The following is a 12,917-nucleotide window of genomic DNA, read 5'->3' as shown; positions in this document are numbered from 1 at the left end:
TATCTTCGAAGCAGCTCAACTGAGCCAGCCCCCAAACTCGATGGAGATCATTGATGAGCACCCTGTTACGCGTCGATGCCAGCATCCGGCTGGAGGGTTCGGTGTCCCGCGCCCTGGCGGACAGCGCCGAAGCCGCCTGGAGGGCGGAGCACCCGGACGGCATCGTCGTACGACGCGACCTCGGGCAGCACCCGCTGTCCGCGACCGTGTGGCCGACCCTGGCCCGGGCGCAGGTCCTCGGCCAGGACGCGGTGACCGAGGAGGACCGGCAGGCGCTCGCCGAGGCCCAGGCGGTCGCCGCGGAGGTCGTGGCCGAGGTCAAGAACGCTGACGCGATCTTGCTCGCCATTCCGCTGTACAACTACGGCATCGCCCAGCACGTGAAGACCTGGATCGACCTGCTGCTGATCGACCGGGACCTGGTCTACGGCTCGCAGCCGCTGGCCGGGCGCCCGGCGATCTTCGCGCTGGCCCGTGGCGGCGGCTACGGACCCGGTACGCCGAAGCACGGCTGGGACCACGCGACGCCGTACCTCGAGCGCATCTTCGGCGACGTGTTCGGCATGACGATCCGGACCGCCGCGGCCGAGCTCACGCTGGCCCCGGTGACGCCGGGGATGGAGGAACTGATCGACGCCTCGAAGGTCTCGGAGTCCGCGGCACACGTCGAAGCCGAGACGCACGGCACCACGGTCGCCCGCGAACTGATCGGGCGCGCGGCCTGACCGGTCGCTGAGCTGTTTTCTGAAAGCTTCAGTGGTGCCGAGCTCGAGCCGGCATCACCGGGGCCGCCAGGTCGACAGGGTGACGGACAGCGTCACGATCGCAGGTTCCGGGAGTACGGCGATGCGCTGCAACAGCTCCCGGTAGTTCAGGTGGCGCGCGCTCGGCGTCATCAGCACCAGCTGCTCGACCGCGGACCGGTCGAGCCGCATGACCTCCTCGACCAGCTCGCTGCCGACACGTTCGAACTCCCCCGCCAACGACTCCTGCAGTCGTCGCTCCTTCTCGGCGTCGACGCTGACCAGCCCGAGTACGTCGACCAGCTGAACGAGATGATCCTGGTTCGGGGTGACCACCAGCAGGCGGCCGTCAGGCGCGAGGACGCGAGCCATCTCGGCCGCGTTGCGTGGGGCAAACACATTGAGCAGCAGCTGGACCGAGTCGTCCAGCAGCGGCAGCTCCTTCCACGCGTCGCACACCACGGAGGCGATCCGCGGATCCACCTTGGCGGCGCGGCGGGCGGCGTACTTGGACACGTCCAGGGCGATCCCGCGTCGTTCCGGCGCCAGTCCGAGGACTCCGGCCAGGTAGTAGCCCGTACCGGCGCCGACCTCCGCGACCACGTCGTCCGCGGCCAGCTCCGCAGCCAGGATCAGTGCGTCCCGGATCGGCGCGTAGTGGCCGCTGCCGAGGAAGACCGTCCGGGCGCCGACCATCGCGGCCGAGTCACCCTCGATGCCGTTGGACGCCGAGGGCAACAAGTTCAGGTAGCCCTGCTTGGCCAGGTCGTAGGCGTGGCCTTGCGGGCAGCGCGCCGTACGGTCGGTCAGCTCGAGCTGGTTGCTACAGACCGGACAGCGCAGTACGGCGACCAGGGCAGGATCCACCGGCTCAGGTTATGTCCCGGCTGGTGATCCGGGCCCAGGCGGCCGCGTAGAAGACGACCAGATAGCCGCCCTGGAGCAAGAGGTTGCGCGCTATCTCGTGCCAGTACGGCGGGTCGCGGAGCAGGTCGGCGAACGACTGCCAGCGGAAGATCAGCAGCCACGGGTGGATCGCGTGCAGCTGCGGGATCGCGGTCAGGATGCCGAGGATGACGAACGAACCGAACGTCGCCGCCATCGCGGCCAGCGGGGTCGAGGTCAGCGAGGAGATGAACAGGCCGATCGCGGCCAGGCCGAGCAGCGACAGCGAGATCACGACCGCGATCCCGAGCGCGCGGAGCAGGCCCTCCCCCAGCGAGATGGTCGAGCCGGAGAGCAGGAGGACGTCGCCGACCGGGAACAGGATGAAGCCGACGATCAGGCCGGAGATCCAGACCGTCATCGTCGCGGCCAGGCAGAAGATCGCGAGCGCGACCATCTTGGCGGCGAGCAGGCGGGAGCGGCCGGCCGGCGCCGTCAGCAGGTTGCGGAGGGTGCCGAGGCTGGCCTCGCCGGCCAGGGACTCGCCGGAGATGACGGTGACCGCGGTCGGCAGGAAGAACGGGAGCGACAGGCCGAGGCTGCCCACGATCAGGAAGAGACCGTTGCCGGCGATCTGCCCGATGAAGCCCTCGGCACCGCTGTCGGAGCCGGCGATCCGGATCGCGATCCCGATCAGCAGCGGGACCGCGGCCAGGACACCGAGCCCGACCTGCGTGCGGGCGCGGGCGAACACGAGCCGCAGCTCGGACCCGAACAGCGCGAGGGTATGCCGTCCGGCGCTCGGCCGCACGGCCGGGGACATCGCGGTGCCTGCGGACGCGCCCGCGACGGCGCCCGTCCCGGCAGCGCCCGTTCCCGCGGCGCCGGTTGCGGCGGCGCCGGTCTCGGCGGCGCCCGCTCCAGCGGGTGCTTCACTCTGCGACATCGAAGCCCTCTCCGGTCAGTGCCACGAAGGCTTCCTCCAGGCTAGGGCGCTCCAGGCCGAAGCCGTGGATGCGGACGTCGGCGGCCACCAGGGCGGCCGCGAACTTCTCGATCGGCAGCTCGCCCGGATCACCCTCGACGACTTCCTCGGTCGTCTTCAGGTCGGTCACGCCCAGCCCCTGCAGCGTCTCGGCCGCGGCGGCGAGGTCCGGCGTACGGACGACCAGTCGCGGCCGGAGCTCGGAGCGCAGGTCGGCGACCGTGGACTGGCGCACCAGCTTGCCGCGGCTCATCACCGCGGCGTGTGTGCAGACCTGTTCGACCTCGGCCAGCAGGTGGGTCGAGGTGAAGATCGTCGTACCGTCGCTCGCCAGCTCGCGGAGCAGGTTGCGGACCTCGCGGGTGCCCTGCGGGTCGAGGCCGTTGGTCGGCTCGTCCAGGACCAGGAGCTCGCGGCGCTGCATCAGGGCGACCGCGATCCCGAGCCGCTGCCGCATGCCGAGGGAGTACGCGCGGACCTTCTTGCCGGCCGCGTTCGACAGGCCGACCCGCTCGAGCGCCTCGCCGGCGCGGGCCTTCCGGGTCTTCGGGTCGGCCGTCCGGTCGGCGGCGTCGAAGCGGAGCAGGTTGGCCTGGCCGGTCCAGAACGGGTAGAACGCCGGTCCCTCGACCAGCGCGCCGACCCGGGGCAGCACCCGGAGGTGCGCCTTCGGCATCGGCTCGCCGAGCAGCTCGACCTCACCGCCGGTGGGTGAGATCAGGCCGAGCAGCATCCGGATCGTCGTCGTCTTCCCCGAGCCGTTCGGCCCGAGGAAGCCGAACACACTGCCGGCCGGCACCTCCAGGTCGACCGCGTCCACTGCGACCTGTCCACTGTGGAACCGCTTGGTCAGACCCCGGGTCACGACCGGCGCGCTCGTCATGGTGCTCACCCTATTGCCCGCTCGGTGCTCGGCCCGGCGCCGACTCGCTCGTGGGCGGTGGTGGCCAGCAGGGTGGTCAGCGGGGCGCCTTGGCCGCGGCGGCCTGCAGGGTGTCCGGGGTGACCAGGCCGGCGAAGACCCGGCCGTCGTCGGTGATCAACGCGTTCACCATCTTGCTGGTCACCAGCTTCCCCTTGCCCCACGAGCCCTGCACCACCGGCGCCTTGGCCAGGAGCTGGCCGAGCGGGCCGTTGGTCAGCTGGGCGGTCTCGCCGCTCCGGATCATCGCGACGGCCTCCCAGCCCTCGCCGATCACGGTCGGCTTCGCGTCTGCACCCGGCTTGCCCTGGCCCGGCTTGAACGTGCGCGGAACCTCACGGTTCGGCACCTTCTCGCCCGGCGCGCCCGGCACCTTTCCGTCAGTCACCTTCACGCCCTTCGGCGGGGTGAACGCGAACGTGCTCGCCGAGGGTACGTCGAACGACACCGACGTGAAGCCGAACTCGACCGCCGCGTTCTTACCGCTCCGCGGCATCACGGTCACGTCCAGCGGGACCCACGTCTTGGAGTCGATCGCCAGGGTCACCGAGCCGACCGTGCTCTTGTCGGACTTCGGCACCAGGCGCAGCTTGTAGGCGTCCCGGCCGGCGACCTTCTCGGTCCCGCTGACCTGGACCTTGGTGGTCGGGTCGATCGCGTCGAGGAACTGCTTGGCCACCGCCTGCGGGTCGTAGTCCCGCGGCGTGACGCCCTTCTTGTCCGGCAGCGTCGGGTGCGCCGGAACGGTCAGCCTGGTGGCCTCGCGCTTGTCCGAGTCGTAGGCCCAGGCGGACTTGCCGTCCGTGGTCCAGACCCGCTCGGCCTGGTTGTCCAGCACCGAGACCCGCGCCTTGTCCGGCGTCGCGAACGCGACCCGCGCGGTGTGCTCACCGGTCAGGAACTCGGTGAACTGGCTCGCGCCCGCCACACCCGGTAGCACCGGGAGCCCCAGGTCGGTCTTCGAGTGCACCGTGCCGCTCAGGCCGTCGACCTTCGCGGTCTGCACCTTCGCGAGCAGGTCCTGCGCGGTGATCCCGGGCAGATGCGGCGACGACGCGTCGGCCACTGCCGGCCCGAGAAGCCCCACCCCTGCCACTACCGCGACTGACGTGACCGGAACCAACCACCGTCGACTGCGCTGCGTTGCACCCATATGTACAGCCTCGCACCGGCCGGTGGCCGAACCAAGGGGGGTCAGGGTGAGTTCACCCAAAAGAGTGAGCCCGGCGTACTACCGTGGTCGTACGCCGGTACCTCAGCGTGACTTCTCAGCGCGATTTCTCAGCTGGATTTCTCGGCGGGACTTCTCAGGCGACTTCTCAGCGGGACTGGAGGGCGTCCAGGGCCACCGTCATCGCGGCGGCGACGCGGAAGTCGAGGCGCTGGTCCTGGACCGTGATCCGGTAGCGGTCCCGGACCGAGATCTTCCGCTCCACCGACAGCACGGGCTGGCCGGTGCTCGCGTCGGTGAAGTCGAAGTGGAAGATGAACGGCAGCGGGATCTCGCCGACGAACGGGACGAACTCCCAGACCCGGCGGACGATCGCGACCGTCGGGTTGCGCTCGGTGCCGTTCGCGTACACCTCACCGGCCGTCAGCTGCCAGCTGGACCGGAGCAGGCTCTTCCCGAACTCCTTCTTGAACCACCCGATCGGCACGCCGTCGGCGTCCGTCACGTCGTACCCGGAGCCGAGGTCGATCGCCTTGCGGGCCTTGAACGAGAACACCGGCTGGCTCTTGGTGTCGTCGGTGTAGAACGTGACCTGCTCCTTGAGCGCCATCCGCTTCTGCTGCGCGAACGCCAGCAGCGCGCCGTCGGACCCGTCCGGGTTGGTGGCGATCAGCTCGTACTTGTTGGCCATCAGCGTGACCCGCTGCTTCATCGAGAACGCGGGGACGTACATCGGCTCGGTGGTCATGCGGAGGAGTGTGTCAGACCACAGGCTCGGGCACCCAGGGCCACACCCCGGGCGAGCGCCGCGGCCCGCTCCGACCGGTCCGATACCTCGACGACAAGGTGCGCGACGCCTTGCAGCCCGAGGTCCCGGGCGATCTCCACGCCGAACTCGACTGCTTCCTCCGTTGTCCGCGCCGGCCGCCAGAGGATGCCGAAGTCCTTGGCCGGTCGGTCCGTTCCAAGGTCGATGAGGAGTACGTCGGGCTGCTCGAGGGCCGCGCGGTCGCCGCCGACGACCAGGCGCAAGGTTTGTCCGGTGGTTACTGCCGCGGCGCCGGCCTGAACGGCGTCGTCGACGATCGAGGCGTCGCGGCGGCCCCACTCCTCGTGGTGGATCGCCCAGGTGAGCGGACGGCGCTTGGCCCAGCCCGTCCGGACGAGTTCGGGGGCGGCGGCGAACTCATCGACGTACCCGACGCAGAGGTAGCCGACGAGCTCGATGTGCGGCGGGAGGTCGAGGACGGCCTGTACTTCGGACGGTTCGAAGAAGGAGACCCAGCCGACGCCGAGGCCCTCCGCCCGCGCGGCGAGCCAGAGGTTCTGGATCGCGATCGCTGCCGAGAACCAGGTGGTGCGGGGGTCCGCGTGCCGGCCCAGGACGTGGCGGCCGCCGCGGCCGGGGTCGCAGGTGACGGCGATGTTCACCGGTGTGTCGAGGATCGCCTCGATCTTGAGTCCGTCGAATGCGGCGCGGCGGTCGTCGGGGAGGGATGCGGCGAAGGCGTCGCGCTGCGCGGTGGCCAAGTCGTGGATCTTGCGGCGGGTGGCGTGGTCCCGGATGACGAGGAAGTCCCACGGCTGACTGAGCCCGACGCTGGGGGCGCGATGAGCCGCTTCGAGCACCCTCGTCAGCAGATCAGCTGGAACTGGCACGTCAAGGAAGCCTCGGCGGACGTCTCGGCGCTCGGCGATCACGCGGTGGACGACCTCGCGGTCGTTTGCGTCGTAGCCGGGCGCTGGTAGGCGGCCGACGGCGACCGTTGCGTTGGTACTCCGCTGCTTCTGGACGATCAGCTGAGCACCTGCGGCAAGGACAGCCGCCTCGGCGACGCTCGGCGTACCTGTCAGCTCGTCGACCCGGGTGCTGGGGGTCGGTGTCGGTTGCTCGGCCAGGTCGGTCGCTTTGAAGGTGCATATGTCGACGCCGAGCTGCTTGAGGGCGGGCTCGTGTTCCCGGCCGTCCAGTGTGGCGACGAGGGTGATCTCGCCGTCGATGCCCTTTATTGCGCGGTCGATCAGCTCGCGGAGTTCGTCGTACGGCGTGCCGCTTCGGAGGCCGATGCCCAGGACGAGCCTCATGACTCGAACTCCCTGGCCGCCGCGACGAACCGGGCCGGTACGTCGGGTGTTGCCGTCCAGTGCAGATGTAGGTACGACGCGTGGACGTGGGGGCGGGCGATGCCTTCGACGCCGCCTGGCAGGTGCCAGGCCGGGCTCACGCCGTCGTCGGGCTCGATCGCGGTTCGGTGGAACTCGTGGCCTCGCACGCGGCGTCCTTCGTCGTAGAAGGTGGTGGTGGTCGCGGCTACGGCGGTGCGGTAGCCGAGGGTGAGCTTGCCGGTCATGTGTGCGGTCGCCGGGAGTACGCCGGTCAGTTTGTGGCCGTCGAGCTCGCGACAGAGGTAGAGGAGGCCGGCGCACTCGGCGACTGTGGGCATGCCGCTGGTGATCTTGGAGCTGACCTGGGTGTGGAGGTCTTTGTTCGCTGACAGGGCTTCTGCGTGTAGCTCTGGGAAGCCGCCGCCGAGATACAAGCCTGCGGTTGCCTCGGGCAACTTGTCGGTGAGGGGGTCGAAGGTGACTACCTCGGCGCCTGCGGCTCGCAGCAGCTCTGTGGTCTCGGTGTAGTGGAAGGAGAAGACCGGACCGGCCGCAACAGCAATCAGCGGCTGATGGCCCTGGACTGAGGTGAGCGGAGGAGCCGGATGCCCCGAGGTGGGGGTGGTTGCTGTGGCCCGATGTCCCGAGGTCGGGAGGATGCCCGTGGCCGGATGCCCTGCGGTCGGGGGGATTGGCGTGGCCGGATGCCCTGAGGCGGGGGTGGCCGCGGTGGCCCGGGGGTGGGTTACTTCGGTGGTTGGGTTCCAGGGGGTGAAGGCCTGGGGAGGGGCTGCTTTGGCGGCTGTTGTGAAGGTGGTTAGGTCTACGCCTTGGCGGACCAACTCGGTGGCGGCTGTTACTGCTTGTTCGGCTTGGGTTTGTTGTTCGGTGGCGGGGATCAGGCCCAGGTGGCGGCTGGGGACGGTCAGGCGGGGGTCTCGGCGGAGGGTGCCGAGGACGGGGATGCCGGTCGGAGCCACGCCGGCGCGGACCTCGGCTTCGTGGCGGTCGGAGCCGAGTTTGTTGAGGATGACGCCGACGATGCGGATCTCCGGGTCGTAGGCAACGAAACCCTGCACGACAGCGCCGACGCTGCGCCCGGCGGCCGATGCGTCGACGACCAGCACGACGGGAGCCTTGAGCAGCTTCGCCACGTGCGCGGTAGAGGCATAGCCGTCGGTCCCGAGCGCGCCGTCGTACAGACCCATCACGCCCTCGATGACGGCGATGTCGGCATCGGCGGCGCCGTGCGCGAACAGCGGTCCGACGCGCTCCTCCCCCGACAGCATCGGGTCGAGGTTCCGCCCGGGCCGTCCGGTCGCGACGGCGTGGAAGCCAGGGTCGATGTAGTCCGGGCCGACCTTGAACCCCGCGACCGTGTGCCCTGCCTGCCGCAGCGCACCCATCAGCCCGACAGCAACAGTCGTCTTCCCAGTGCCCGACGCGGGCGCGGCCACCACGACCCGCGGCACGCTCCCGGTCACCGCCGGATCACCTCAGGTGCGACCCCGCGACGAGTCTCGGGCGTTACCACTCGATGCCCTTCTGACCCTTTTGACCGGCGTCCATCGGGTGCTTGACCTTGGTCATCTGGGTGACCAGGTCGGCGGCCTCCATCAGCGCGGGATGGGCGTCGCGGCCGGTGATCACGACGTACTGGTGACCTGGACGCGTCGTCAGCGTCTCGACCACTTCGGCGACGTCGATCCAGCCCCACTTCATCGGGTACGTGAACTCGTCGAGGACGTACAGGTCATGCGTCTCGGCCGCGAGCCGGCGCTGGATCTCCCGCCAGCCCTCGAGCGCGTCCGCCGCGTGATCTTCCTCGGTGCCGGCCTTGCGGGACCAGCTCCAGCCTTCGCCCATCTTGTGCCACTCGACCGGCCCACCCTGACCGGTCGTCGCATGCACCTCGCCGAGCGCCTTGAACGCGCTCTCCTCGCCGACCTTCCACTTCGCGCTCTTCACGAACTGGAAGACCCCGAGGTTCCAGCCCTGGTTCCAGCCGCGCAGCGCCATCCCGAACGCGGCGGTCGACTTCCCCTTCATCTCGCCGGTGTGCACCATCAGCAACGGGCGGTTGCGCCGCTGCCGCGTGGTCAGTCCGTCGTCCGGTACGGCGGTCGGCTGTCCCTTCGGCATCTCAGGCCACCTTCCGGTCCATGACCGTACGGACAAGGTTGCCCGCAGCAACATCTCCGAGGTCGAGGTACTCCGCTCCGAGCGCACCCGCGAGCTCGCCCGCCAACCCGAGCCGGACCCCACGCCGCGGCTCGCAGTCGACGACCACGGTCGCGATCCCGCCCTGGGCCAGCCATCCCGCAGCCTGCCGTGCCCTGGCGAACGCGTTGTCCCCGTGCGTCGCCCGCCCGTCGGTCACCAGCACCAGCAGCGGGCGGCGGCGCGGGTCACGGATCGCGGCGATCCGCAGTACCTCGGCTGCTTGCAGGAGCCCTTCGGCGAGCGGCGTACGCCCACCGGTCGGGAGCGACTCCAACCGCCGTACGGCGGTCTCCACGCTGCCGGTCGGCGGGAGCGCGACGGTCGCGGCGGCGCCCGCGAAGGTCACCAGCCCGACGGTGTCGCGCCGCTGGTACGCGTCGAGCAGCAGCGAGACGATCGCCGTCTTCACCTCGCCCATCCGCTTCTTCGTCCCCATCGAGCCGGACGCATCCACGCAGAAGAGCACGAGATTCCCCTCTCGCCCTTCCCGCACGGCAAGCCGCACGTCCGCCGGCCGCACCCGCAGCCCGGCGCCCCTCCGCCCGCGCACCTGCTGGTACGGCGCCGCACTCCGGATGGTCGACAGCAGATGCAGCCGCCCCATCTCACGCCCAACCCGCGGACGATCGCCCACCACCCGCCCAACATCCGTGATAGCCCTCGACCGCCGCCCAGCAACCCCCACACCAGCCGCCTGCACACTGAGCAGCCGAGCCCGATACGGCTCAGAGCTACCGACAACATCTCCGACCGGCGCGACACCCGCCTGCTTGTCGGAGTCACCACCCGCCGGATCGCTCAACCCCCGGTCGTCCGCTCCTGCACCTGCGCGCCCACGGGGGTCGGCGCCGCCCGGGCCGTCCGAGTCGCTCGGGCGGTCCGCCCGGTGCGGGCCGTCCGCGCGGTCCGCGGCGTCGCCGGGGCCGGCGGGCTCGCCGCCTTGCTCCCCCCTCGGATCGGCACTCGCCGGGCCTCCGTTGTTCGCAGACAGTTCTGGGTCCGCGTCGGCAGTCGGCTCTTCGCGACCACGATCGTCCCCACCCGACCCCGGTCCATCACCATCCGGATCGTCATCCGGGGTGCTGTTTCTGATGGCTTCTTCGAGCGCCTGCTCGTCGAGCCCCGGGGTGTCGAACGGGTTCCGCCGCCGTCGGTGCGGCAGCGCGAGTTTGGCCGCGGCGCGGACGTCCTCGACCTCGACGACGGTGCGGCCGGACCAGGCCGCGTGCGCAACCGCAGTACGAGCCGTGACGAGGTCGGCGCGCATCCCGTCGACGTCGAACGCGGCGCAGATCTCCGCGATCTGCCGCAGGGCACCATCGGTCAGGATCACTTCGGAGAGCAGGTCCCGCGCCTTCACGATCCGCTCGGCGAGCTCACGCTGCGGCCCGTCGTACCGGACCACGAAGCCCTCCGGATCCGCCTCGTACCCGAGCCGTGCGCGCATCACCTCGACGCGTACGGCGGGGTCGCGGCTGGCGACCACGTCCACGGTCAGCCCGAACCGGTCGAGCAGCTGCGGCCGCAGCTCGCCCTCCTCCGGGTTCATCGTCCCGACCAGCACGAACCGCGCCGGGTGCGTGACCGAAACCCCGTCCCGCTCGACCGTCGCCCTGCCCATCGCGGCGGCGTCGAGCAGTACGTCGACCAGGTGGTCGTGCAGCAGGTTCACTTCGTCGACGTACAGCAACCCGCGGTGAGCAGCAGCCAGCAGACCCGGTTCGTACGCCGTGACTCCCTCGGTCAGCGCCTTCTCCAGGTGCAACGACCCGAGCACCCGGTCCTCAGTAGCCCCGACTGGTAGCTCCACCAACCGCGCAGGCCGAACGGCGCGTTCATCGGAGTGCGGGCCGTCCGGACAGCCGGCGTCCGGGTGATCTGGGTCGCAGGAGAAGCGGCACCCGGGTACGACGTCGACCGGCGGCAGGATCTCGGTGAGGGCGCGGACGGCGGTCGACTTCGCCGTACCCTTCTCGCCGCGGATCAGCACCCCGCCGATCGCCGGCGAGATCGTGGCCAGGACGAGCGCCAGCTGGAGCTCGTCCATCCCGACGATCGCGGTGAACGGAAACCCGTTCGATGACTTGGATGGCCTGGATGGCCTGGATGGCTTCGATGGCGCTGCCCGCACGGCGGTGGTCCCTTTCGTCGAGCGGGTGTCCACGCCCGCCACGGCAGTTGGCACGCCGGAACGGCAGCTCCGGCGAACGGCCGCGGATGTCCTGGCTCCCGGGGATCTCCCCCGGTCACAGTGGCGGGACCGCCCCGGACTCGCACCGGGTTCCTCCACGACCGTCGGCCCGATCATGGCACACCCCACCCAGTCCCTCAGCGACGAGGTTCACACAGCTCGTCCTCGGTGTCGCCGCCGGCCCGGTCGCCGGTCGAGCCCTTGATCGTCTTAGCCTCGGTGCATGATCAAGGTCTGTTTGAACGGGGATCGGGGTCAGCGGGATCACCCTGGGGTGCCGATCACGCCCGTGCAGGTCGGGGTGGCGGCTGCGGAGGCCGTGGGGGCGGGGGCTCAGGCTGTGCATGTGCATCCGCGGGGAGTCGACGGGGTGGAGAGCCTCGCGTGGGTTGACATCCGGGCCGCGGTGGAGGCGGTGCGGGGCACCTGTCCTGGGGTGCCGGTGGGGGTGTCGACCCGGGAAGGGATTGTGCCGGAGGTCGCGGAGCGGGTTCGGTTGGTTGGTGAGTGGGAGCGCGGGCCGGACTTTGCGAGTGTGAACTTTCATGAGGTCGGGGCCGAGTGGGTGGCCGACACCCTGACTTCGCGTGGGATCGGCGTGGAGGCCGGGCTGTTCACACTGGAGGCGGCGCGTCGGTATCTCGCCTGGGGTGGTGAGGTGACGAGGGTGCTGGTGGAGGCGATTGCGGGGATCTCCCCGGGCGTGGACGGGATCGCGGCCGCACAGGCGGTGCTGGAGGTCCTCGGGCGCGACGACGTGCTGGTGCACGGCGAGAACGGGTGGGCCTGGCCGGTACTGCGATGGGCCCAAGCATGCGGGTACGACATACGGGTTGGCCTCGAAGACATGCTCAGCGGACCGGAAGGCCAGCCGGTGAAAACCAACGCCGATCTCGTGAGCTTTCTCTAGTCGGCTCGGTTGGTCAGGCGCTTGGCCAACGCGGTGGCGGCGGTGTCGTCCTTCACCTCGCGGATGCCGACGATCGGCGTGACGGTCACGAACCCGGCGGCGAGCAAGGCCTCGTCCGAGCCGGCCACCGGATCCGGCCGGACCGGCTCGAGCATGATCATCGGCTCGCCCGTCGGCGCGGTGGTGCCGACAACCCGCGAGCGCTTGATCGGCGCGAGGGATGCATGCCGTACGCCGGCCAGCTGGGCCAGCGGCAGGTCCGGCACATTGATGGTCAGAACCGTCCCGGCCGGCTCGCCGAGGACCCAGCCGAGCGCCTCGACCGCGACGGCCGCCGCGGTCGGCCAGTACGCCGGGTCCTCCGACGCCATGCTCATCGCCACCGCCGACAGCCCCTGCCCGGCCGCGGTCAGCGCCGCCGCCACGGTGCCGGAGTGGAAGATCGGTACGCCGATGTTGTGCCCACGGTTGATCCCCGACAGCACCACGTCCGGCGCCGCCCCGAACGCCCCGACGACGGCCAGCGTGACCGCGAGCGCCGGCGTACCGTCGATCCCCAGGTACGTGACCCCGTCGACGACGTCCGTCTCGGTCCGGATCGGCCGCCCGACCATCCCGGCGCGGGCCGAGCCGACCCCGCTCTCGTCGTTGATCGGCGCGACCACGAGGACGTCGTACCCGAGCTCGGCGACCGCCGGCGCGAGTGCACGGATCCCGGGAGCGCGATAGCCGTCGTCGTTCGTGATCAGGACCCTGGGCCGGTCGGTTGCCATGGGCTCCA

General features: G+C 70.5%; 12 protein-coding genes and 1 riboswitch. Of the genes, 2 read left to right on the top strand and 10 right to left on the bottom strand.

Annotated elements, in window-relative coordinates:
* Nucleotides 1–53: 53 nt before the first annotated feature.
* Nucleotides 54–725, top strand: coding sequence for an NAD(P)H-dependent oxidoreductase (locus tag AB0E69_RS18180; RefSeq protein WP_360146583.1), 672 nt, complete (start codon nt 54–56; stop codon nt 723–725).
* Between the two features lie 54 nt (nt 726–779).
* Here AB0E69_RS18180 and AB0E69_RS18175 read toward each other — a convergent pair whose 3' ends face one another.
* From AB0E69_RS18175 to AB0E69_RS18135, 9 genes are all read right to left on the bottom strand, one after another.
* Entirely contained in the window at nt 780–1,610 is an 831-nt protein-coding gene (locus AB0E69_RS18175) for a putative RNA methyltransferase (RefSeq protein ID WP_360146580.1), read from the bottom strand.
* Nucleotides 1,611–1,614: 4 nt separating this feature from the next.
* Nucleotides 1,615–2,574: an ABC transporter permease subunit gene (locus tag AB0E69_RS18170; RefSeq protein WP_360146577.1), complete on the bottom strand. Its 960-nt coding sequence runs from the start codon at nt 2,572–2,574 to the stop codon at nt 1,615–1,617.
* Nucleotides 2,561–3,496 carry an ABC transporter ATP-binding protein gene (locus AB0E69_RS18165; RefSeq protein WP_360146574.1) on the bottom strand — a complete coding sequence of 312 codons (936 nt, stop codon included), beginning with the start codon at nt 3,494–3,496 and terminating at the stop codon, nt 2,561–2,563. The genes AB0E69_RS18170 and AB0E69_RS18165 overlap by 14 nt, the downstream gene beginning before the upstream one ends.
* A gap of 76 nt (nt 3,497–3,572) precedes the next feature.
* Entirely contained in the window at nt 3,573–4,622 is a 1,050-nt protein-coding gene (locus tag AB0E69_RS18160; protein ID WP_360146571.1) for a hypothetical protein, read from the bottom strand.
* Between the two features lie 232 nt (nt 4,623–4,854).
* Nucleotides 4,855–5,454 (bottom strand): hypothetical protein, encoded by a 600-nt coding sequence (locus AB0E69_RS18155; protein WP_360146568.1) that lies wholly within the window; start codon nt 5,452–5,454, stop codon nt 4,855–4,857.
* On the bottom strand, nt 5,451–6,791 hold the full coding sequence (bluB, locus tag AB0E69_RS18150) for a 5,6-dimethylbenzimidazole synthase (protein WP_360146565.1): 1,341 nt from the start codon (nt 6,789–6,791) through the stop codon (nt 5,451–5,453). Before bluB ends, AB0E69_RS18155 begins: the two co-directional genes overlap by 4 nt.
* Complete coding sequence (locus AB0E69_RS18145) at nt 6,788–8,296, bottom strand: cobyrinate a,c-diamide synthase (RefSeq protein WP_360146562.1); 1,509 nt, start codon at nt 8,294–8,296, stop codon at nt 6,788–6,790. Before AB0E69_RS18145 ends, bluB begins: the two co-directional genes overlap by 4 nt.
* A 43-nt stretch (nt 8,297–8,339) precedes the next feature.
* Nucleotides 8,340–8,954 (bottom strand): cob(I)yrinic acid a,c-diamide adenosyltransferase, encoded by a 615-nt coding sequence (cobO, locus tag AB0E69_RS18140; protein WP_360146559.1) that lies wholly within the window; start codon nt 8,952–8,954, stop codon nt 8,340–8,342.
* Between the two features lies 1 nt (nt 8,955).
* Entirely contained in the window at nt 8,956–11,082 is a 2,127-nt protein-coding gene (locus AB0E69_RS18135; RefSeq protein WP_360146556.1) for a magnesium chelatase subunit D family protein, read from the bottom strand.
* 171 nt (nt 11,083–11,253) lie between these two features.
* Nucleotides 11,254–11,319, bottom strand: a riboswitch (cobalamin riboswitch).
* Between the two features lie 130 nt (nt 11,320–11,449).
* Here AB0E69_RS18135 and AB0E69_RS18130 point away from each other — a divergent pair.
* Nucleotides 11,450–12,136, top strand: coding sequence for a 3-keto-5-aminohexanoate cleavage protein (locus AB0E69_RS18130; RefSeq protein ID WP_360146553.1), 687 nt, complete (start codon nt 11,450–11,452; stop codon nt 12,134–12,136).
* On the opposite strand, the gene surE is transcribed toward AB0E69_RS18130, so the two are convergent.
* The gene (surE, locus tag AB0E69_RS18125) at nt 12,133–12,909 is read right to left on the bottom strand and encodes a 5'/3'-nucleotidase SurE (protein ID WP_360146550.1); all 777 of its coding nucleotides are present in this window, start codon (nt 12,907–12,909) and stop codon (nt 12,133–12,135) included. The genes AB0E69_RS18130 and surE overlap by 4 nt on opposite strands.
* Nucleotides 12,910–12,917: the final 8 nt, after the last annotated feature.

Origin of the sequence: Kribbella sp. NPDC026611 (assembly GCF_040638345.1) — a bacterium.
Classification (GTDB): domain Bacteria; phylum Actinomycetota; class Actinomycetes; order Propionibacteriales; family Kribbellaceae; genus Kribbella.
This window is presented reverse-complemented; position numbering and strand designations above follow the sequence as displayed.